Annotated in this window: 21 protein-coding genes; 2 read left to right on the forward strand and 19 right to left on the reverse strand. The window is 38.3% G+C overall.

Translation table 11 applies throughout. The features are described from left to right. Position 1: 1 nt before the first annotated feature. The 17 genes from J7E81_RS13890 to J7E81_RS13970 form a co-directional block, all read right to left on the reverse strand. The gene (locus J7E81_RS13890; RefSeq protein ID WP_215042973.1) at positions 2 to 1,639 is read right to left on the reverse strand and encodes a YceG family protein; all 1,638 of its coding nucleotides are present in this window, start codon (positions 1,637 to 1,639) and stop codon (positions 2 to 4) included. Between the two features lie 441 nt (positions 1,640 to 2,080). After that, positions 2,081 to 2,905 carry a hypothetical protein gene (locus J7E81_RS13895; protein WP_215042975.1) on the reverse strand — a complete coding sequence of 275 codons (825 nt, stop codon included), beginning with the start codon at positions 2,903 to 2,905 and terminating at the stop codon, positions 2,081 to 2,083. Beyond that, positions 2,902 to 4,023, reverse strand: a complete 1,122-nt coding sequence (locus J7E81_RS13900; RefSeq protein WP_215042977.1) for a cysteine protease StiP family protein — start codon at positions 4,021 to 4,023, stop codon at positions 2,902 to 2,904. Before J7E81_RS13900 ends, J7E81_RS13895 begins: the two co-directional genes overlap by 4 nt. A 5-nt stretch (positions 4,024 to 4,028) precedes the next feature. Beyond that, positions 4,029 to 5,378: a phosphoribosyltransferase family protein gene (locus tag J7E81_RS13905; RefSeq protein ID WP_251028642.1), complete on the reverse strand. Its 1,350-nt coding sequence runs from the start codon at positions 5,376 to 5,378 to the stop codon at positions 4,029 to 4,031. Beyond that, positions 5,329 to 6,516 carry an HpcH/HpaI aldolase/citrate lyase family protein gene (locus J7E81_RS13910; RefSeq protein ID WP_215042979.1) on the reverse strand — a complete coding sequence of 396 codons (1,188 nt, stop codon included), beginning with the start codon at positions 6,514 to 6,516 and terminating at the stop codon, positions 5,329 to 5,331. The genes J7E81_RS13905 and J7E81_RS13910 overlap by 50 nt, the downstream gene beginning before the upstream one ends. Positions 6,517 to 6,592: 76 nt before the next feature. Continuing rightward, a complete protein-coding gene (locus J7E81_RS13915) occupies positions 6,593 to 7,369 on the reverse strand; it encodes a TerC family protein (protein ID WP_215042981.1) in 777 nt (258 codons plus the stop codon). Between the two features lie 73 nt (positions 7,370 to 7,442). Next, entirely contained in the window at positions 7,443 to 8,024 is a 582-nt protein-coding gene (locus J7E81_RS13920; RefSeq protein WP_215042983.1) for a TerD family protein, read from the reverse strand. Between the two features lie 86 nt (positions 8,025 to 8,110). Next, positions 8,111 to 8,704, reverse strand: coding sequence for a YpjP family protein (locus J7E81_RS13925; RefSeq protein WP_215042985.1), 594 nt, complete (start codon positions 8,702 to 8,704; stop codon positions 8,111 to 8,113). 105 nt (positions 8,705 to 8,809) lie between these two features. Further along, positions 8,810 to 9,586 carry a class I SAM-dependent methyltransferase gene (locus J7E81_RS13930; protein ID WP_215042987.1) on the reverse strand — a complete coding sequence of 259 codons (777 nt, stop codon included), beginning with the start codon at positions 9,584 to 9,586 and terminating at the stop codon, positions 8,810 to 8,812. Between the two features lie 52 nt (positions 9,587 to 9,638). Then, complete coding sequence (locus J7E81_RS13935) at positions 9,639 to 10,073, reverse strand: BrxA/BrxB family bacilliredoxin (protein WP_215044348.1); 435 nt, start codon at positions 10,071 to 10,073, stop codon at positions 9,639 to 9,641. Between the two features lie 59 nt (positions 10,074 to 10,132). Further along, complete coding sequence (locus tag J7E81_RS13940; RefSeq protein WP_215044350.1) at positions 10,133 to 11,266, reverse strand: conserved virulence factor C family protein; 1,134 nt, start codon at positions 11,264 to 11,266, stop codon at positions 10,133 to 10,135. A 112-nt stretch (positions 11,267 to 11,378) separates the two neighbouring features. After that, a complete protein-coding gene (locus J7E81_RS13945; protein WP_215042989.1) occupies positions 11,379 to 13,268 on the reverse strand; it encodes an ABC-F family ATP-binding cassette domain-containing protein in 1,890 nt (629 codons plus the stop codon). Beyond that, the gene (locus J7E81_RS13950; protein ID WP_215044352.1) at positions 13,265 to 13,885 is read right to left on the reverse strand and encodes an HD domain-containing protein; all 621 of its coding nucleotides are present in this window, start codon (positions 13,883 to 13,885) and stop codon (positions 13,265 to 13,267) included. Before J7E81_RS13950 ends, J7E81_RS13945 begins: the two co-directional genes overlap by 4 nt. A gap of 103 nt (positions 13,886 to 13,988) precedes the next feature. After that, a complete protein-coding gene (locus J7E81_RS13955; protein ID WP_180960284.1) occupies positions 13,989 to 14,144 on the reverse strand; it encodes a hypothetical protein in 156 nt (51 codons plus the stop codon). A 59-nt stretch (positions 14,145 to 14,203) separates the two neighbouring features. Continuing rightward, positions 14,204 to 15,052: a DegV family protein gene (locus J7E81_RS13960; protein ID WP_215042991.1), complete on the reverse strand. Its 849-nt coding sequence runs from the start codon at positions 15,050 to 15,052 to the stop codon at positions 14,204 to 14,206. 136 nt (positions 15,053 to 15,188) lie between these two features. After that, positions 15,189 to 15,698: a hypothetical protein gene (locus J7E81_RS13965; protein WP_215042992.1), complete on the reverse strand. Its 510-nt coding sequence runs from the start codon at positions 15,696 to 15,698 to the stop codon at positions 15,189 to 15,191. Between the two features lie 16 nt (positions 15,699 to 15,714). Then, positions 15,715 to 17,397 carry a formate--tetrahydrofolate ligase gene (locus J7E81_RS13970; RefSeq protein ID WP_251028643.1) on the reverse strand — a complete coding sequence of 561 codons (1,683 nt, stop codon included), beginning with the start codon at positions 17,395 to 17,397 and terminating at the stop codon, positions 15,715 to 15,717. Between the two features lie 228 nt (positions 17,398 to 17,625). Here J7E81_RS13970 and metA point away from each other — a divergent pair, with 228 nt between their 5' ends. Both metA and J7E81_RS13980 read left to right on the forward strand, forming a co-directional pair. Next, positions 17,626 to 18,534, forward strand: a complete 909-nt coding sequence (gene metA, locus J7E81_RS13975; RefSeq protein WP_215043002.1) for a homoserine O-acetyltransferase MetA — start codon at positions 17,626 to 17,628, stop codon at positions 18,532 to 18,534. A gap of 93 nt (positions 18,535 to 18,627) precedes the next feature. Then, positions 18,628 to 18,840, forward strand: a complete 213-nt coding sequence (locus J7E81_RS13980; protein ID WP_215043005.1) for a DUF3892 domain-containing protein — start codon at positions 18,628 to 18,630, stop codon at positions 18,838 to 18,840. 62 nt (positions 18,841 to 18,902) lie between these two features. Here J7E81_RS13980 and mntR read toward each other — a convergent pair whose 3' ends face one another. Both mntR and J7E81_RS13990 read right to left on the reverse strand, forming a co-directional pair. Then, a complete protein-coding gene (mntR, locus tag J7E81_RS13985) occupies positions 18,903 to 19,325 on the reverse strand; it encodes a transcriptional regulator MntR (protein ID WP_215043007.1) in 423 nt (140 codons plus the stop codon). 81 nt (positions 19,326 to 19,406) lie between these two features. Next, entirely contained in the window at positions 19,407 to 21,575 is a 2,169-nt protein-coding gene (locus J7E81_RS13990) for a DNA topoisomerase III (RefSeq protein WP_215043009.1), read from the reverse strand. Between the last annotated feature and the right edge of the window lie 137 nt (positions 21,576 to 21,712).

A 21,712-nucleotide genomic window follows, 5' to 3' on the forward strand; every position in this document is an offset into this window, starting at 1 on the left:
TTTAATCTCCCCTTAAATTTTTTAAGATTCCATGAAAAAGCCCTTTTTTAAAAAGCGATGGTTCCTTAAACTCCAAGTCAAACACCACTTCATCCAGCCAGTGCTTATCAAATAATCGTTCATCGACATAGTTTTCGATATCATTATGGCCTGGCGGATTGTACAAAATGAGATCAATCCCAAATTGATTTAGAAGCAAGAGAAGCGCTGCATCAGACCTTGATATCATTCCTGTCGTTTCGTTATTATATATAATTAATTTAGGGACAGCTTGGGAATAATCAAATCTCTCCATTAACTGAATGATATTCTTGGGCATAAACATCGCCTGTGTAAACAGATATATTTTTACTTCTTCGCTAGATTCCGCTGTCAGCTGTTTTAAACCTGGTGTTTCACAGATTTTTCTAATGGCATAGGCGATCCCTTTTTGCAGACCTGCAGCTAAGAACGAATAGGGCCAATAATGTGATTGCATCACCTTGTCCGCACTCAGCAAACCATCTTTATCAAGAGCATTTCGATAGTGGTAGCGAAAATCACTAGTACTTGGAACCGTAAAAGGGAGCCTTTTAATCAGCATGCTATGTTCTAATTGACTAAGAGCTTGAAGTCGATCCCAATATTCTTTACGATTTTTACTTACCCCTTGAACTTTAGCAAATATCGAGGGGATCTTCACTTTACCGTTTCTCACCTCAAAGTCCGGTCGAATCATGGCTATTTCTTTCGCAAGGATAAACAGCTCGTCATAGGTCGTTTTTAACGTAATGGAAGAAGGTGTGTAATTCCGTAACTGCCATGGCTTATAAAGACCGGATCCCTCTTGATTGAGAATTGACTCAATCTCTTTAGATGCACGGTAAGCCACGGTTGTTTTCCTGCTGCGCCTTTCCTTGGGAAATGGCTCTGCTGGCTGTTGATTAGGATAATGATAGGTAAAAATTTCTTCCGTGATAAGACCTGATAATATATCGTGGCCCTCCGGATGGAAGATAACGAGATCACAGCCAAGCTTGATTAAATAATATAAAAAATATTGATGACTCTTTTTATAATCCCCATACCACAAGAATTTGGGCATAGCCCTTTGCGGATCAGCCTGCTCTAATAAAGGTTTTAAATGGTTCAACGACCATTTCACAATGTCGACGAGAACCCTCCTGAGTTCATGATTCTTCAACCCATTTGTCTCATGTTTTGCAAATAATTCTAGGGTGACAATCATTGCTTCTCTTAGTTTTCTGTGAATAACCGGCACGTTTGATTTTAACAAAAGCTGTTCACCATCGAGAAACGCAGTAAAGCGATTAATAGATAGCTTTTGTTCATTATTAAGATTAATGACCCTTTGAATGGCTTGAAAGTGAGTATTATCTATGGTTTTATCCAACGAGTCCTCACTTAACAGTCCAAGGTTCCATGTATGATCATGGACATAATCATACAGTTGGTTATAATATTCATCCGTGTCTATTGGTAAGCCCAAAAACTTTCCAATTACTTGTCCAATTTGTATCGTGCCATTTTCCATTGAATAATTCGGCCGTTCTGGCAGTGTTTTTTTCAGCATGCCCTGCCAATTTTCAAATGAAAGGGATACAGTCTGGACGTTTAACTGATTTAATGTTGGATACATTCATAATCCCTTCCCTCTAAAAGCGAAGCTGGTGTAGTCGTTTAGAAAATTATGTAAGGTTTCCATTTCATCATATCACAGTTATTTCATTGGTTCATTGTTTATACGAATGAGAGCTAAATTTGTTTCATTTTCCGCTCTAATCCCCCTTTTTCACGTTTTCACATGTCCTTACATATTAATGGAGTACTCATACTAAGTAGGTGACTCAAGTGAGATTCTTATATAAACGACCGAGACTGGACCAGGTATCTGATGAATTAGACACTTTAATGGAAGTTATGGTTTCAGACCTATTTATCTATTTAGATTTATTTGTCTTCAGCTTTATCTTTACAATGTTCTTATCTCCAATCATCCCGTCATTAACCATGGCCATTTTGTTTTTTCTAGCAAGCTACAGTTTTTTTGGCTGCCTCTACTATTTTGTTATTGGTAAAATTACAATAAAAAAATAGGATTTTTGTGCATTAACTGATGGAAATGTTGAAGAATTTCTTCTCCTGCTCTAACGCCGCCATTTGTTGTAAGAATCGAGGTACTGCCACCTGGACCATGCGCAAGTTTATGGGCAAGTTCACCATGGTTTGGGACAAATTGATATTGACAGTTCTTTAAAAAATCCCAATCGAGGAGGGAATCACCTGCTCCTGCAACCGATTTTTCACCTTCAAGTTTACAAATATACTCGAGCGCGTTTCCTTTACTAATAGCTTGAGGGATAAAGTAAAGTTTTCTTCCTTGCAGCGAAATTCTCCAACCAGATTTGGCAGCCACATCCTCAATCCATTTTCTTTCATTATTTGACGGAAGGCAGTTTAATATAAAATAGAAAAACCATTCCTCAGCCTGTTTCCTTTTCCCGTCTAAACAGACACCTTCCCTGTGCAATATAGAAAGCAGTTCAGTTTGTGAAACAGTTTCGAGTTTGACACGGTTAAGGATTTGGTTTGACCACTCCTCCATCATAGTCCCTTGATGGAGAATATTGGCACCATTTGCAGTAACTGCATATTTAATGCGAATATCTTGTTCAAAAATAACAAATCGTTTAAACTGCTCCGTTGTCCTGGTTGTGACGGGTACAAATAAACTTTGATTTGCTAACTCCTTTAATTGGAGATAGGAAGTTTCTGTCATAAAAGCAACCGAATCTCCATCCTTTTGTTCAACTGGTACTAGTAGCAAACCTTCCGGTACTCCAAATTCATCAAGTGCCCGTTTTGAATAGATTAATGTTCGGTCGAGGTCAGATGCAAAAATCATCTTTGCATCCCTTCGACCTTTTTGATTAGACCACAGCACACATACTTCATATTTGGGTAGGCCTGGACTTCCACTCCCTTTTCTTCTGCAAGCATTAGGATATGCTTGACAAACGGACTAGAAGGATCACGCACTAATATTTTCCATGGTACTCTCCGAAGTAGAACCCTCGTTGTTTCTCCGACTCCGGGTTTAATATAGTGGGTATTCTCTATTGAGAAGTCAGCCTGTATTTTTTTCACATCTTCCATCCCCAAAAATCCTGTTTCGATTACCGTAGACAAAAGCTTGGCAGCTGATGCTTCCGCTTCCTGGCCAATGGCAGAGAATTCTTCGGATATCAGTTCGATAAACCGGTTAGAAACATCTTCTGCAAGCAAATTTTGATAAAATTTAGCCCCGTGAAAATCATCCTTACCAATGAATGCATTATTTAATACCGTCCTGCTGACTAGCCCGGATACGGTAGAATTTAAACAAGCACTCGGGATTAGGAAGTCTTCTCTAGTACCAAAAAGGGTGGTACAAAAGCCAGGATCAGCAATAACGGCAAGTGTATCATCCAGCTTGAAGCCATATTTTTCTCTATATTCCCGGCAGGCCTTTGCTAATTCTAACGAGATAGCCCCTTTCCCTGTCCAGCCGTCTACGAATTGAATTTCCCCATTTGGATGCTCTTGTTGAATATAATGAAGGGCATTTTCATCAATTCCCTTATCACGGATGATTGAAATACTATAGTGCGGTAAGCTGATCCCGTATTTTAACTTTAGGTACCGTTTAATTAAGATTCCAACTGGAGTACCAGCACGGGCAAGCGAAACGAGAATGGTATCTGACCCTTTTAATTGATAGATTTGCTCTGAAACAATCCCAACACACAAGGCTACTTTTTGTTTATATCGTTGTAAGGTGTTCCAGAAAACCTTTACATACTCTTCAGGAGGCTGGTATTCTATTGGCAGTGACTCGCTATAATGACCTCCTGATTGGATCTTTGTTTCCCTGTTTACCACCGTATCCTCTAAAACTATGTCACTTAAATCTTTTAATAAAAATAGAACATCATCCACATGATAGGTTCCAATTTTGGCAGGTTTGCTAAGTATTTTTTGCATCCTAATCACCTCTGCCTTCCTGAAAAAAAGACAACTTTAATGGTTTGAAAAGCTAATGCTCCTAATTCCTCCATCATCGGCTCAAGCTTTTCTTTAGAAACTTCTCTTTCAAAAAATAGAAATAATTCATCATAGTGGGTCGGAGGGATATTATAAACAAAATTTGGGATAATTCCGTTCTCTGGATTGGGAAAATTGACGCCGAATTTTGCCCCATATCCCTCCTCATCCTTAATATAAATCGGACTTCTAGTTGTAGATTGATAATAAACGCCACTGCCCATCTCTGCAGCGATTCTCATTGGCAAATACATGAATTCTCCAGTTCCTAGGCATAGAGTTCGAACCCCGTTTCTTTTTTGCCTTAAGAATTCTGCAGCTTTAGAAATTCTTTGATGAACCAGAAAATTTTCTATGCTTTTTAAACCAAAACGCCCTGTTTCGTTTAGATAAGGAAATCCATTCAGTTGGTCTCTAGAAGAAAAACTGGAAGATGTAAAATAAGAACCAAGGTGCATTACTTCAATAGAGCCTGTTCTTCTGAATATATCAGCCCTACCAGAACGATACTCTAACTCTTTTAATTGATAAATCTTGACATGACCAGAAAGTAAGCTGACCACATTTATTTTAATTCCTAATTCTTGTTCCACCCTTAAAAACTTTTCCTTGTATTCTTGGGAACGCCAATCTAAAATACTTACTACCGTATAAACAGGTCTCGGAAAATTTTCTTGAATGGATTTGATAATATTTAAGGCTGTGTTACCGGTCGTTATTTCATCATCAACAAGAATGATCTCGCGCTGGTGATCAATCATTTCTAATGGAATATAACAGCGATGGGATGTTGCGTGGGAGTGTTCCTCCTCAAACGTAATCACAGGCTTTTCCCCGCTTATCTCCTCTCTGGTTGTATGAAAAAACTCAGCTCCTTCGAAACAATCAAAAAAAGCATGACCAAGGGCAGTAGCCGTTTCCGCAAAACCAATGATGACCGGTTTGTGCTTTTCTGCAATAAAAGGACTGCTATGAAAAGTACCACCCTTAATGAATAAAGATAGCAGTCTATCTTTTTCCGGGCACTTAATTCCCTTAACCATTTCTAAATATCTCGCACCAAGCAGAGCCGCTATCAGCAGGCCCTTATTGGGTTCAATTGGTAAATGTTTGCCAAGCACCTTACTAATAAATAAAAACGAGCGTTTCTTATTGATTCTGGCTGCCATAGTAAAGAGTTCGTCTATGGGAATATAATATGGATTTTCAAGATTATTTATTTCCACTTTTATTGAATCAAGGATGTTAAACGTATACTTCTTTTCTGATAAGGTCAATACTTGTGAATTCTTCATGTAACACCCCATAAACCTGTGATTTTAATACTATTTTTTGCGCCCAAAAATAATGAGGTTTAACTTCGTTCATCTTATTGGCAAACTCACTTTTCATAACCCCATTATTTTGATCGAAAGCTTTTATTATATTGCTAGCATCAATATATTCTTCATAGGAAACGACATTAAGTGCCTGAACAATCTTTATATGTGATGGATGAATGATGGTTTTTCCTGTTAACCCATTACTAATATCCATCAAGATTTCACGGATAAGGCCATCCATATTTTCATCTATTAATTTGGCCCTCCATTTGAGGCCTTCCTCTCCATATCGTTCACGAAACGGTGTTTGCCTTAACTGGGGCTTTAACATTCTTTTTTTCGCAGAAAAATATTCCCAGACAGGTCCAGAAACTACATATGGACTATCAAATCGTTGAAAGACATTAATAATATCAGAAATGCAATCTCTTAAAACAGCAATATCATAAACTGTCGTATCCATATTCCTTCGAATACCATATAAACCACAGAAATCAGTCGCCCCTATCCGAACATTCAGAATATAATCCCTATATTGATCAAGCAAGTGCTTGATCTTCAATAATTCAGCCATTCTTGTCTCCTTTTGAATCACACTAGCTGATTCAAGAATGGGCATTACATAAAAAGGCTGACTCTCGGTATGAATGGTACGAACCATTTCCAAAATGTCCCTGCCATTTTCGGCACTGAATTTAGGAATTACCACGCCTGTCAAAAGGTTCAATGCATCTCCTAACTGATCCTTGAGCTGTTTCAATTGATCGAACTGGCGAATCCGAATAAACATGAGCGGTAAATCCTCAACCTTTAAAAACCCTTTATTACATTCAGCATGTAACTTTAATAATTCCCGAACTAGTAAATTTTCTGCTCGTTCAACTTCATTATCGCCAATTGCATCTTCCAAATCAATGACAAGCGAGGTTAATCCATCATGTTTATTAGAAAGGATTTCCTGATGGATATTTGGCCGGGTAGCTGGCATATAGAGTGTTGCTCCTAAACCATAGGACAACAAATCACGGTTTGTATATTTTGTAATTGCCCCAGGTCTACGAAAAAAAAACCGTTCAATTTCCTCTTCGTAAAAGTATGTAAAAAATTCCATAACCATTTTCTCCTCCGTGAATGGTAAAAAAGAGAGGGAAACAGACTTTCGTCAGCTCCCCACCCTTTGACAATCATTATGAATTATTTTCCTTGCTGCCTTCCTTTTTCTTATTGTTATAATGAACGATAAAAGTAGCCCCAAAGGTTAGTAATAAGATAATAAAGAAGGTAATATGTCCCATTTCAATATGAACTACTGCAAGAAGCATTTTGATCGCTATGATTAGAATTAATATATAAGCCGTTGTTTCAAGTTCTGGCACACGGTCAATTAATGTTAAGAAAACACCTGCTACTCCCCGCATCATTAGTACGCCAAGCATACCGCCAATTAATAAAACCCAAACCTCTTCACTAACACCAAAAGCCGCTAATACGCTGTCAACAGAAAAGGCTATATCCATCAGTTCAACCGCAGCCACGGTTCCCCAGAATGTTCCGAATAAGCGAATTAACAGGCCTTTTTGATTCATCCCTTGCTCATCGTTCTCTTCTTCATCAGAACCTTTTCGTTTATCGATAAAGTACTTAATCGATAACCATGCGAGGTACCCTGCACCTAATATTTTCACCCACCAAAGCTTGATTAAAAATACCCCGATGCCGATTGCTACAAACCGGAAGGCATAGGCCCCTAATAAACCGTAAAACAGTGCTTTCTTCCGTTTTTCAGGTGGAAGATGTTTTACCATAACCGCTAAAACTAAGGCATTATCAGCAGAAAGCAAACCTTCTAAGATAACTAGTGTACCAATTAATCCCCAGCTGACGGGATTTGTTAACACCTCTCCCCACATTTCCCAGTTAAAAAACTGTGAGTATGTATCTAATATATGTTGTAAAACTGACATTAAAAGAATTCCCCCTAGATAGTAAACCTGATTTTTTAAAAAGACCCAGCCAACTGGGTCTTTTTTTCAACTATTAGCCGATGGACAAGCCAAAGTCTGTTGCTAACGCGGCTAATCCGCCTTGATATCCGCTGCCAATCGCACTAAATTTCCATTCACCGTTGTGACGGTATATTTCTCCTACCACAATAGCTGTCTCAATCGAAAAATCTTCACCTAAATCATATCTAATTAATTCTTCTCCTGTGGTTTCATTAAAGATACGGGCATAGGAATTGCTAACCTGACCAAAGTTTTGATTTCTACTGTCAGCATCATGAATAGTAATGGTAAAAGCGATCCTTTGAATATTCGCAGGAACAGCAGTAAGATTAATTTTCACTTGTTCATCATCGCCATCGCCATCGCCTGTCCGGTTATCTCCAGTATGTACAACTGCACCGCCTGCGCCTTCACGATTATTATAGAAAATAAAATCTGTTTCATTTGTTACTTTACCATTCTCTCCTAAAAGGAATACGGAAGAATCCAAATCAAAATCATTTCCGCCATCATATTTATTCGTGTCCCATCCTAATCCAACTACAACGCTGGTTAAACCAGGATTTGTTTTTGTTAGATCAACCTTTTGCCCCTTTGATAAACTAACTGCCATTTTTACATTCCTCCAATTTTGGTAATAATCTATTTACGAGTTTCTCTTAAAAAGGTTTCATTTATTATAAAAAAATTTATTAAGGGCTAACTCATCCATTTTGGCGGAGTATTTTTATCCCAGAAAATAGAGCCTAGTTCATGATGTGAATGAAATTGATCATGATAGGTATGATAATGAAAATTAAACCAGTATCCTGCTTGCGGAGGATTATCGCGTCTTACATGGAAACGAATAATATCTTTCCCAGAAACGCTATCTTTTATATTAAAAATTTTTTCTGAAAGGCCTGCACCTGGCTGCTCAGTAATCGTAAGATTCTTGACATTATCCTCGGGAAATTGTGAAGCGGTTTGTTCAATTGCCTGTTCAATATTCGGTAAAATTACTTCTCGAAAATCATTTTCGATGACAGGCTTTATTCTAGTCCCAAACTTTTGATAGGATTGTATTTCTGCCTGTTTAATTAGTTCCTGCATAAATTCTTCTCTATTAAACTCTGACTCTATTACATAACTATTTGCTTGGACAATACTTCGATCCTGAGCATGGGTTTCGAAAACGTCCCTGTCGTTAATTTTTTCTGCATTCGCTTGATTGATTAGTTGTGATGGAGTTACCAGACCAAATGTTAAAATGGATATGGTAACAAAAAGTGATTTACGCAGCCACTTGTTCATTTTCGGTTCACACCTTTATATTAAAAGATTTCTGAAGTTAAGTTCCTTACAAATAATTATACTTCTTTTTTGGGTAAAATGGAAAAAAACTGAAAGAAAGAGCTTTCAGTTTTTTTCGATCACACCAAAATGAAACTTTGCGGTTTTTCGTCGCATCACTTCAAATCCATATTTTTCAAAGCGAATACTCTTGTAATGGTCTTTTAATACCACTCTTAATTTCGCTACTCTGATAGCTTCGTTAATCAGCTCATCCGTCAAATCATCATGAATAGCTAATTGGCCTAAAGCTTTAATCCCATCCGATTCAAGAATTGTTTCTTCAAACATCGGATCAAAATAAACACAATCAACTGATGAATCGGCTTGGCTTTTTAAATATTGGCAAGCTTCCTTATGAAGAACACGAACGCGTTTCATGGCCTTATTCATGGCGGGAAGACTAGAATCCCAGGTGTTGAGTCCCTTTTGAACCATGAAAGCCAAATATTTCTGACCCTCTATACCGGTTACCTTCCCTTCCCTGCCGACGAGGTAACTTGCAACAATTGCATCTGAAGCGATACCTAGGGTACAGTCAAGAACCGTCATGCCTCTTGCCAGTTTTGCCGCATTGGCAAATGGATCACTTTCCCCCTTTATCAACCGCTTAATCCGAAACATCGCTGAATTAGGATGGAAGAAAAATGGCTGAACACTGTTTTTCTCAAAAAGCTCTAATCGTTCTTTCCCCACCACAATACAGCCGCTTTCAGCCTGTTGTTGGATACGGTTTAATGATTTTTTATTTCGCGGAAGATAAGGAACCTGCAAATACTCCGCAAGTTCTAGTGCGTGCTTTATCATCCCTGGGGTTGTTCTCCCTGCTGTTGTTATAAACATATTATCCTCACTTCTTCCAAAATAAAAAAAAGGATGTCAACCGACATCCCGTTTAGCAATGAGCTTCAAATGCGCCCAATAGGTTTTGCATGACCGCTTCCATCGGCATGCCTTCAATATCATGTCTAGGAATAAAATGTACCACTTGTTTATCTTTTAGTAATGCCATAGATGGTGATGAAGGTTCGATCCCTTCAAAGTACTCACGCATTTTAGCAGTCGCTTCTTTATCTTGTCCGGCAAAAACGGTAACTAAATGTTCTGGTTTTTTTTCGCTATTTAACACAGCTTGGGTTGCTGCAGGCCGTGCTAAGCCAGCGGCACATCCGCATACGGAATTGACGACAACCAGTGTTGTACCGGTAGTTTTTTCTATAAAATCTTCGACTTCTTCCGCTGTTTTTAATTCATCAAAGCCTGCTCTTGTTAACTCTTCCCGCATAGGTAATACCATTTGTTTCATATATTCTTCGTAAGCATTTGACATCTGCATCCACTCCATTTCTTCTCCCTATAGAATACTATAATCATGACTAATTTACAAAATTACTGGTCAGATTTTCGTGCTTCCGTCATCTGTTTCCAGACAGAGCCTTTCGCTGCTTCTCCGCCTTCAATTCTTTCAATCGCCATTTTGATTTGCAAGCTGACTTCAAATTCCGGGTCATTTTCGGCTTTTTTAAGGGCGGGAAGGGAATTTTCATCTCCAGCCTCATAGAGAAACATGGCTGCTCTCCAACGTACAAGCTTGCTTTTATCCGTCAATGCTTTTGCCATTTCCTCAGCTGCCTCAGGAAAGCCTAAATCGGATAAGCAATCCCCTGCTGTTCTGCGCACGGTTACAGTTTTATCTTTTAATGCAGTATAGAGTAACGGCAGAACTTCCCGCTCTTTAATCATACCAAGATATACAGTTGCCAGTCTCCGTATGGAGGGCTTCTCATCATGTAATGCTTTTTTAAGCATAGGTAAATCATCGAGTTCAGGGTCATCCATTTGTTCTAGCAGTTGATAGCGTAGCCGCCAGTCAGGATTATTTAAATCCTCAATCGTTACTTTTTTACGGGTTTGTATTGCTTTGAAAGTAATTGGTGTATCGGCATTTTGCGCTTTGGAAACAAGTGCTTCTAATCGATCCTTTGGATAGGCGGCAATCAGTTCCTCAACTACCTCTTGACCAATCTGATCAAAATCCCCATAGCGGACGCCTTGATTTTGCCATTTACGCAAAAGAATGTAATTATCTTCAGGCAGCTGCGCCCGTTCCCTTGCTTGTAAAAAATAATCTGGCAGTCCAAACCTGCGTTCTGTGGAACTATCAGTCAATTTAACCTGAAGAGGAATGTCTTTAAACATTTGAATTTCTACCTTAATTTCGCCAAAATGCTCATCTAGCTTATTTAAATTAGCAGTCTCCTCTGTTTTTTCACCAAACGCCTTGCGGACTTGAGGTAATAAATCCTTCCAATCATATTTGGCATTACGCTCGACTGCGAGAAAATCTGCAACATGATACACCCCTTTAATACCATCAATTTGTAGGATAGCTTGAATAATAAGGGGTGCGTCTGCAATCGTTTCTTTTTTATAATTATGGCTTTTGCCCATTGGGAGTTCTTGATCTAATATGATCTTCATTGTATTTGGACTTGGCGTTGGTTCAATCGCCTTTATATTCAATACAATCACCTAATTCCTCTATTTTCTTTTTACAAGTTTAACATAATGTCAATATTCTATTCATTTGATTTGCTTACATAAAAAAGGAGGTACGTCACCAAGACGTACCCTTCTACTCTTGTTCGGCTATTTCGGCTAAATAGGACCAGCGTTCAATTAAATACTCAAGCTTTTCGTTTAATTCTTTTTCTTGTTTCATTAATTCTTGTGCTTTTGTGAAATCACTGCCTGTCTTAGCCATTTCAGCACCTACTTCTTCGAGTTTTGCCTCTGTACTGGCAATCACCTCGTCAATTTCCTCCCATTCTTTCTTCTCCTTAAACGTTAATCGTTTCTTTTTTTCCTTTTCTGGAGCTTTAGAGGTAGAAATTGGCTTAGATGCTGTTTTCTGTCCTTGAAGAGCATTTTCTTTTTCAAGATATTCGCTGTAATTACCGTAGAACGAGTCAATTTCCCCTTCTCCACGAAGAACGAGCAGCTGTTCTGCCACTTTGTCAAGAAAATAACGATCATGGGAAACAGTAATCACAACACCAGGGAAGTCTTCGAGATAATCCTCTAGGACCGTTAGGGTTTGTGTATCTAAGTCATTAGTAGGCTCGTCCAGCAAAAGGACATTAGGTGCCATCATTAATAGCTTTAAAAGGTAAAGACGCCGTTTTTCTCCTCCGGATAATTTCCGAATCGGAGTACCATGAGTAAAGGGAGGAAAAAGAAAACGTTCAAGCATTTGTGCAGCGGAAAGGGTCTTACCATCCGAAGTCTCTACAACCTCAGCTGTCTCTTTAATATATTCAATCATCCGCTTATTTTCATCCATATCCTCGCTTTCCTGAGTATAATAGCTGAGCTTCACCGTTTGCCCAATGATAAAATCACCCTCATCCAGCGGCAGCTTCTTCGCTAATATATTTAATAAGGTCGATTTACCGGCACCGTTTTTACCGATGATTCCAATCCGGTCTCCCGGCTTTACCAATAAATCAAAATGATTTAAAATGACTTTTTGCTCATAGCGTTTCGATGCATCCTTTAGCTCAAAAACCTGCTTGCCAAGGCGGCTTCCATTTAGTGATATATCCAATTTTTCACCAGAAGGCTTTCCGCTTGAAAGCTTATCATCAAGTTCTTCAAAACGCTGAATTCTAGCTTTTTGTTTTGTGGATCTCGCCTGAGCACCACGTCTGATCCATTCTAATTCTCTGCGAAATAGGTTTTTATTTTTTTCATAGGTTGCTGCTTCGTTTTCCTCACGAATCGCTTTAGCTTCCAAAAAGGAAGCATAGTTTCCTTTATAACTGTAGAGATTGCCGCCATCTAATTCAAACATTCGGTTAGCAACCCGGTCTAAAAAGTATCGGTCATGCGTAACAAGCAAGATCGAACCATTATACCTGCTTAAGTAATCTTCCAACCATTTAACAGAATCAAAATCCAAATGGTTAGTCGGTTCATCGAGTATTAATAAATCCGGCTCAGCAATTAATACTTGGGCAAGAGCGACACGTTTCTTTTGTCCACCAGAAAGTTCACCAATTTTCTTCGTAAAATCCTCAATTCCTAATTTCATTAAAATGGACTTAGCATTTGTGCTGGCATCCCAGGCGTCTAATGCATCCATTTGCCTTTGTAATTGAAATAGCTCTTCTTGGACCTTTGAGTCATTTGGCAAGCTATTCAATTTTAATAAAGTCTGTTCGTATCCGCGCATCAGTTTGAGGATCGGTGCATCGCCTCGGAAGACTTGTTCCAGCACTGTTTTATCTGAATCTAATTCGGGCTGCTGGTCTAAAAATGAGATGGTATAATCTTTTGGAGAGACAATTTTCCCATCGTCAGGTGCATCTAATCCTGCAATAATCTTTAATAAGGAGGATTTACCCGTACCATTAATACCAATTAAACCGACGCGCTCCTTTTCACTAATTGTAAAAGTAATATGGTCAAAGAGCTGTTTCTCTCCATATGTTTTTGAAACATTTTCTACTGTGAACATCTTCATAAATCTTGTCCATCCCATTCTTGATAAAATTGTTCTAAAAAGTTAAGCATCATTTGCTGTCGCTTCTCTGCCATTTTTCTTGCTGTATCTGTATTTAATAAATCCTTTAATTTCAATAATTTTTCATAAAAATGGTGAATACTAGTTGATTTTCCCTTTCGATATTCTTCAAGGGTCATTTCTTCCCTTACTTGAACGGCTGGGTCATAAATGGACTGCCCTTTTTTACCTCCATAAGCGAAAGCTCTTGCAATCCCAATCGCCCCAATGGCATCTAAACGGTCAGCATCTTGTACTATTTTTGCTTCCATTGTTTTAAGCTCCGTTTTCTGGCCTCCTTTATATGAAATGGAGTTGATGATTTCTTCGATGTGACCTTTGGCTTCATCGGTAATCATTACTCTATTTAAAAAGGAATCCAGTTTAGCTCTGCCCTGCTCAATTGTTTTGTTTAATTTTTCGTCAGGTATATCATGGAGGAGTGCAGCCATTTCAATAATAAACGGGTCTCCTTTTTTTTCATACTTGCAGATATGTAAGGCATTACGCCGGACACGGTCAACATGATACCAATCATGTCCAGTGGCATCTTCACCCAATTCATTACGGACAAACATTTCCGCTTGTTCAATTAATAAGACCTTCAATATCAAGCACCTGCCTTCACCTTTGTTATTTTAACATGAATGGCAAACAAAAAATAACCCCGATGTTTCGAGGTTATTTTTTGTTTGCCTGACGGCCGCTTTTTTTCTGACTTTGTGATTTATTGTTGCCAATTTGAAACTCACTGCCTAATTCAACATCATTGCTAATATCCTGCTTTTCAATTTGTTCTCTTGTCTGGTTGGCATTTTGTCTTCCTTGCTTACTCACGTGAACACCCCCCTACTTATGATGACTGACTATCATAGTATGTACATTTTGGGGTGTCATTATTTTAATCCATTAAACCAACTAATCCCAAGGGTGTTTTCACCAGCATGAACGCCAATGACAGCACCTAATGGACAGCTAATAATCTCAACATTTGGATAATCCGACTGAAGTTCAAGCTGCCAAGCTTTAGCTTGTTCGTCATGTAATCCATATAATAGGTATACCTCTTTAAACTGGTTTTGCTCATACGCTAGTCGAAAATAATCAAAAATTTTTTCTTTCGCCTTTTTCTCTCCTCTAACTTTTTCTTTCACGCGGAGTGCACCAGCTTCAATTGAAATAATCGGTTTAACATGGAGCATGCTTCCAAGAAAAAATTGCAGTCCAGTCATTCTCCCGCCTCGATGCAGCTGTTCTAAACTTCCAACGAGTACATAAGTCTCGCAAGTGTCACGCAGGTGTTCAAGTTTTTCTATCATTGACTCTATGCGATGACCAGTCTTGACGAGTTCCATCCCCTTTTTGATTAATACGGACATTGGATAAGTAAGGATGTGCGAATCAAAAATAGTTACCGGAATATCAACAAGAGAGGCGGCCTGCTTACTCGAGGAGACCGTTCCGCTAAGCTTTCCCGAAACGAGAATGGTTACTATTTCATCATATTCATTTGATAATTGTTCATATAAGGACTGAAAAGAACCAATTGATGGCTGTGAGGTTAACGGTGGGCTTTTTAATTCCTTTAATCGGCCAAATAACTCGTTTGGGGTTAAGTCTACTCCATCAGAATATTCTACCCCATCCAGTACAACAGTTAAAGGGATTGTATATAAATCTGGATGGTTTCGTAACTCATCATCTAAATAGGCTGTACTATCGGTTACCCATGCAGTCTTAACCAAAGTCATCTCCCCTTATGATTAGTATGAGGTCATAATATCACATTACCTTAACTGTACCTTTTAATTTGAATATTGTAAATATTATAACAATAAAAATAACCAGCCGCTTATCGCTGGTTATTTTAAAATGAATTCTCTAATTGTCAAACCGAACAAGGGTGGTAATCATAAAATCAATCATCTCAACTAAATCTTCCATATGGTCCTCGGTAATCAACCGTCCGAATTCCACTATGAGAATGGTTATACTTTTTTTGTCTCCGTCTAAAGGGTGAGATTGACTAACAAGTGATATGTCTCGAGATTCTCCCCATATATCAAGAAGGATATTTTTTAGTAAAACATAATCAGGAGCTTTTTCCTGTTCAAGTAAAAACTCAAGTTTCACATAGCACCCAGCGTGTTGTTCAGTTTGAACCGATGGTAAAAGCTCGGCTGCTAGATTGATCAATGGCGAATTCAATTCCACTTTAGCCATACTTATCCCATCCTGTAATCGAAAGGATAAATCAAAGAGTCGGGACATTTTGGCTAAATTAATGACATCGTTTCGGTCAGTAATGATAATGTCACCCTTTATATCTCGATCATACAGGGCCCCTTCTATCACTACTTTCATATTGTCAAAGGCTGTTGGGTCAAACATTGCGTTCTCAACTCCTTTAAAAAAGCCCTAGAGCATTCCCTTGATCATCCACATCCATAGTTAAAGCTGCGGGCTTTTTAGGAAGTCCCGGCATGGTCATGACATCACCCGTTAATGCCACGATAAAGCCTGCTCCGATAGACGGCTTTAGTTCCCGTATTGTTACAATAAAGTCGGTAGGCCTGCCAAGCTTAGAAGGGTCATCCGAAAGTGAATATTGTGACTTAGCCATACAAACTGGTAAATGAGACCAGCCAAATCTTTCAAAATCAACTAATTGTTGTTTCGCTTTTGGTGAAAATTCTACGTCCTTCCCGCCGTAAACAGTTTTGACGATAGTTCTAATTTTTTGTTCCATTGAATCAGAGAGTTCATATAGCGGGTGAAAATGATTTTCCTCTTTTTCGATGACTTTTAAGAGTGTCTGTGCTAAGTCAACACCGCCTTCCCCGCCTTTTTCCCATACTTCTGTTAAAGCACAAGGCACATTTTCCCTTTCACACCAGTCAAGCAATGCTTGAACCTCTAAACTTGTATCCGTAATAAATTTATTGATGGCAACCACGAGCGGAAGACCAAAACTTTTGATTGTTTCAATGTGTTTCTGTAAATTTTCAAAGCCCTGCGTAAGAGCTGAGATATTCTCACTTGCCAAATCCTTTTTTTCTACACCCCCGTGCATTTTCAAAGCACGAATAGTTGCTACTACCACAACCGCTTCAGGTTTAATTCTGGCACTTCTTGATTTAATATGTAAAAATTTCTCTGCTCCTAAATCGGCCCCAAAGCCGCCTTCGGTGATAACATAATCTGCTAACTTTTGAGCTGCTTTTGTGGCTATGACACTATTGCAGCCATGTGCGATATTGGCGAACGGTCCACCGTGAATAAGCGCTGGTGTATGCTCAATGGTTTGGACAAGATTTGGTTTAACAGCGTCTTTTAACAATAAAGCTAATGCCCCTTCAACAGCTAGATCCCCTACTGTAATAGGTTCTTTATTAACATTATAGGCAACAACCATTCGCGATAGTCGTAATTTTAAATCCTTTAAGTCCGTTGCTAAACATAGGACGGCCATAATTTCAGAGGCAACCGTAATATCGAAACCATCTTCGCGGGGAACTCCTTGAAGCGGTCCACCAAGTCCAATAATCACTTTTCTTAAGGCTCGATCATTTAAGTCCAATGCCCGTTTCCAAACGATTCTGCACTGATCTATATTCAACTGATTGCCTTGCTGCAGATGGTTATCGATTAATGCAGCCAGAGCATTGTTTGCTGTTGTAATGGCGTGAATGTCTCCAGTAAAATGGAGATTAATGTCCTCCATCGGAAGAACTTGAGAATAACCGCCGCCAGTTGCCCCGCCTTTTATTCCCATCGTTGGTCCAAGCGAAGGCTCACGCATTGCAATCATTACCTTTTTACCAAGTCTAGTAAAGGCATCACCAAGACCGACTGTAACAGTGGATTTCCCTTCACCGGCCGGAGTTGGATTAATGGATGTCACAAGGATAATTTTGCCATCTTTATTTGTTTGGATTTTATTTAGTGCCTCATTGGAAATTTTTGCTTTAAATTTCCCATAAAGCTCTAAATCATTTTCTACCAGACCAATTTTCTCTCCAATCTCGACAATCAATTTCATTTTGGATGCTTGTGCAATTTCAATGTCTGACTTCACTGAAGATTTCATCGTCACGTATATCCCCCGCATTAAGCATGTATTTTTCATTGCCCTTCCATTGTACCAAAAAAGATTTTTTTATTCCGATGATTATTATATCGAAATTAGTACCTTTCCTGAATTTATAATAATGTTTATAATGTAATTATCGAATTTTTTTAATATTCAAAGACTCTATCGGCGCAGGTATTAATAAATACCTTGTATATTTGTGGATTTTAGAAAGGGGACGGTCACTTGCCTATTAACATACCAAAGCAATTGCCTGCAAGAGAGATACTTGAGCAGGAAAATATTTTTATTATGGATGATGAGAGGGCAATCAGCCAAGATATCAGGCCTTTAAATATCTTAATATTAAATCTTATGCCTGAAAAAGAAAAAGCTGAAACGCAATTATTGAGATTATTAGGAAACTCACCTTTACAGGTGAACGTTAATTTTCTAAAAACCAATTCCTATGAATCAACTCATACTAGTAAACAGCATTTGGAACAGTTTTACACCACTTTTCCAGAAATTAATAATTTAAAGTTTGACGGAATGATTATTACTGGAGCACCGGTAGAGTTATTAGAATTCGATCAAGTAAAATATTGGTCTGAACTAAAGGAAATCATGGATTGGGCCGATCAACATGTCACCTCCACCTTACACATTTGTTGGGGAGCACAGGCAGCACTTTACTATTATTATGGAATTGGTAAATTTGAGTTAGACCGTAAATGCTCCGGTATTTATCCTCATCAAATTTTTGAACAAAATGATCTATTATTGAGAGGATTTGACGATCAATTTTATGCACCACATTCACGTTATACCGATGTTGCCATTGATTCGATTATGAAAAATCCGGAATTAAAATTATTGGCTGCTTCAGAAGATGCGGGGGCGTTATTGATTTCTTCGAGGAATCGAAAGCATGTCATGGTAACTGGTCATTTGGAATATGACTCTGATTCATTGGCACAGGAATATGAAAGAGACTTAAAGAAAGGTCTTGAGATTCATATGCCAGAAAATTACTTTCCTAACAATGACCCAACACAACCCCCAATCAATCGCTGGCGTTCACATGGTCACTTGTTCTTCTCTAATTGGCTGAATTATTATGTATATCAAGAAACTCCTTTTTCTTGGAGTTAAAGGCACCGGCTTCCCGGTGTTTTTTTTTATCATTGTAATTCGGGTTTACAAATGAAGCCAATGACCAATAATACATGAGAAAGGAGTGTTCCTATGGAAACTATTACTGCCGTCCATCGAAATCATTCTGGTGAGATCATTAATTTTGTTACTTCCGAAGGCCGTGTCATATCGTATCGCAAAGCATTAATGGATGTAGAACAAGGTCTTATTCAAGGCATTCAGACATGTCAGGATACAAATGGGAGATTGTCTCTCATGCCGGAATTTGAACAATCCTTTGACCATTTCCCAAATTTATTTTAAAAGCACCTAGCTTGATATCGCTAGGTGCTTTCGGTTTACTATTTTAACATGTAAAATCAATACTATTCATGTTCATTGAGTTTCTGAATTTCCTTTAATGCCTCAATTCTATTTTGGTCATCTTCAAAGAACTGAACAAGATCACCAATACGATCAATAGAGTCCCAGCTTAAATGATGCTCGATCCCTTCAACATCATGATAAATGTTTTCATCCTTTACCCCAATAATTTTGAGGAATTGTTCAAGTAGTTCATGTCTAAAAACTAGGCGTTTTCCAATCTTATTACCCTTTGGGGTTAAGCTAAGTCCTCTGTATTTTTCATAAACCAAATATTCATCTTTATCAAGCTTTTGCACCATTTTAGTTACTGAGGAGGGATGGACAGACAGCGCTTCGGCAATATCCGAAACCCGAGCGTATCCTTTTTCTTCAATCAAAATATATATTTGCTCAATATAATCTTCCATACTAGGTGTTGGCATCCCTTAACCTCCAAAAAAATACTCTTCTAAAAGTTTACTATATTAAAAAATGAGTGACAAGGTTCTTTATAGCGGAAAGAATTATTTTACGGCAGTCTCCTCGAATAAAAATTTTATCCTTTTTTCCTGCTCATCAAGGAATAACTTAGCATTAAAGGTTTTTTCCTTATTCGTAAATCCTTCGATAAGATCTGTTTTTTCACCGGACAGCAAAAGTTTTACATTTTTCTGAGTAATATTTTTGCCAAGGATTTTTTTTGAAATCGTAAAATTACACTGATTTTTTTTGTAATTACTACAGCCATAAAAGGTGCCCTTATCGACAATATCTCCATCACATTTCTTACAAGGCCCGAGTTTAGTTGGTGTTCTTCTTTTTCCTTTTTGTTTTCCAGGAGTGAAGTTTTGCGTGAGATCATCAGAAAAAGCCCAGTTAACCGATTGATTCCTGCTAGATGAGATTAAATGGAGGACCATTTTTTTAGTTTGTTCCATAAAGTGCTTTGGTACGGCAGCTCCTTCCGATATTTCTTTTAGTTTTTGCTCCCACTTTGCTGTCATTTCGGGTGAAGCGAGAATTTCTTGACCAATCGCTTCGATCAATATTTTAGCTTTGGCAGTTGCATAAACTACATTCTTTTTCACTTCAATGTATAAACGGTCCTTTAGCATGGTGATAATCCCGGCTCTTGTCGCTTCCGTCCCTAACCCTTCCGTTTTCGTAAGGATTTTCTCAAGTTCTTTATCATCTATATGTTTTCCTGCCGTTTTCATTAAGGTAATGAGCTGGCCTTCTGTATAACGTTTTGGCGGCTGTGTTTGACTTTCTTTTACATCCACCTTAACAGTTTTCCCCTGCTCTCCTGCAGTTAGCACAGGCAATTCAGGTTCTTCCTCTCGTTCCTTGTGTTTTAAGACTTTTCGCCACCCCTCTTCAAGCTGTACCTTTCCTTTAGAAATAAACGACGCCCTGCCATCGACCAGTGTGGTAACCGTAGTATATTCCGAAACAGACTTATTATAATGAGCGGCAATTAAACTTGTAACAATTAAATCATAAATCTTTCGTTCGTCTGAACTAAGTCTATCTAAATACGGGATTTGTTCTGTCGGAATGATTGCATAGTGGTCGGTTACCTTTTTTTCATTTACATATCGTTTGTTATCTGCAATCGATGCAATCGGCAGAGGGAAATAACTTTCATAATCTTTTATATGACTTAATCGATTTAATATATCAGGGAAAGTATGCGCCTCTTCTTTCGTAACATATCTCGAATCGGAGCGGGGATAGGAAACATACCCTTTTTGATAAAGTTTTTGCAGAATATCTAACGTGTTTTTGGGAGAGAATTTATATCGTTTATTGGCTTCAGCCTGTAAAGCTGAAAGATTATATAAGAGCGGTGGTAAAAATTCCTTTCTTTCGGAAAGTACTTCCGCTACTTCAGCTTGCTTGTCGCGGCAAAAGGCGGCTACTTTTTCTGCCATCTCCTTCGTCTTCACGCGAGTTTCCCCATCGTTCTGCCATTTCCCATTATATTTCTTCCCATTTATAGAAAAATGAGCGATGACCTCCCAAAACGGCTCTGATTTAAAACTTTCAATCTCTATTTCTCTTTTCACAATAAGAGCTAAGGTTGGAGTTTGGACCCTGCCAACAGAAAATACGTCTGAGAATCCTTTTTGCTGGAGCAGCAAGCTATAAAGCCTTGAGCCATTCATCCCGACAATCCAATCCGCACATGCACGAGTATAGGCTTCAAAGTATAAGCTTTTTGTCTCCTGTTCATCCAATAATTTATTAAACCCTTCTCGGATAGCATTCGCTGTTAACGAGGAGATCCAAAGTCGTTTCATTGGTTTTTTGCAGTTTGTCATACGCAGGATATTTCGGATAATTAATTCACCTTCTCGCCCGGCATCACCGGCATGAATAATTTCCGTCACATTTGGATCGGATACTAGTTTTTTTATAACAGCAAATTGCTTTGCCTTATCTTTTGTTACCTCATATTGAAATTGATCAGGTATGATCGGCAGCGTGTCCAAAGACCATTTTTTCCAACCAGGTTCATACTTTTCAGGGGCAACGAGTTGACATAGATGTCCTATTGCCCACGTAACAAATGCACCATTCGGAAATGTTTCATTCGGAAATATTTCAATAAAGCCGCTTTGTTTTTTATGTTTAAATATAGAAGCTAAGGTTGAACCTTGATCGGGTTTTTCAGCAATAATTAATTTCATCTTAATTTGCTCCTTTTTAAAGCATCCCTGATTCATTTTCCCACTAAAAATCTATTTTTGTAAAGGTAAAAAATAAAGGCAGAATTTAGTCAGTCCAAAAAAGCAAATTCTTTTAGTGTTATTACAAAAGACTGAAA

Source organism: Bacillus sp. ISL-18, from assembly GCF_018613415.1.
In the GTDB taxonomy this organism is placed as follows: Bacteria; Bacillota; Bacilli; order Bacillales; family Cytobacillaceae; genus Neobacillus.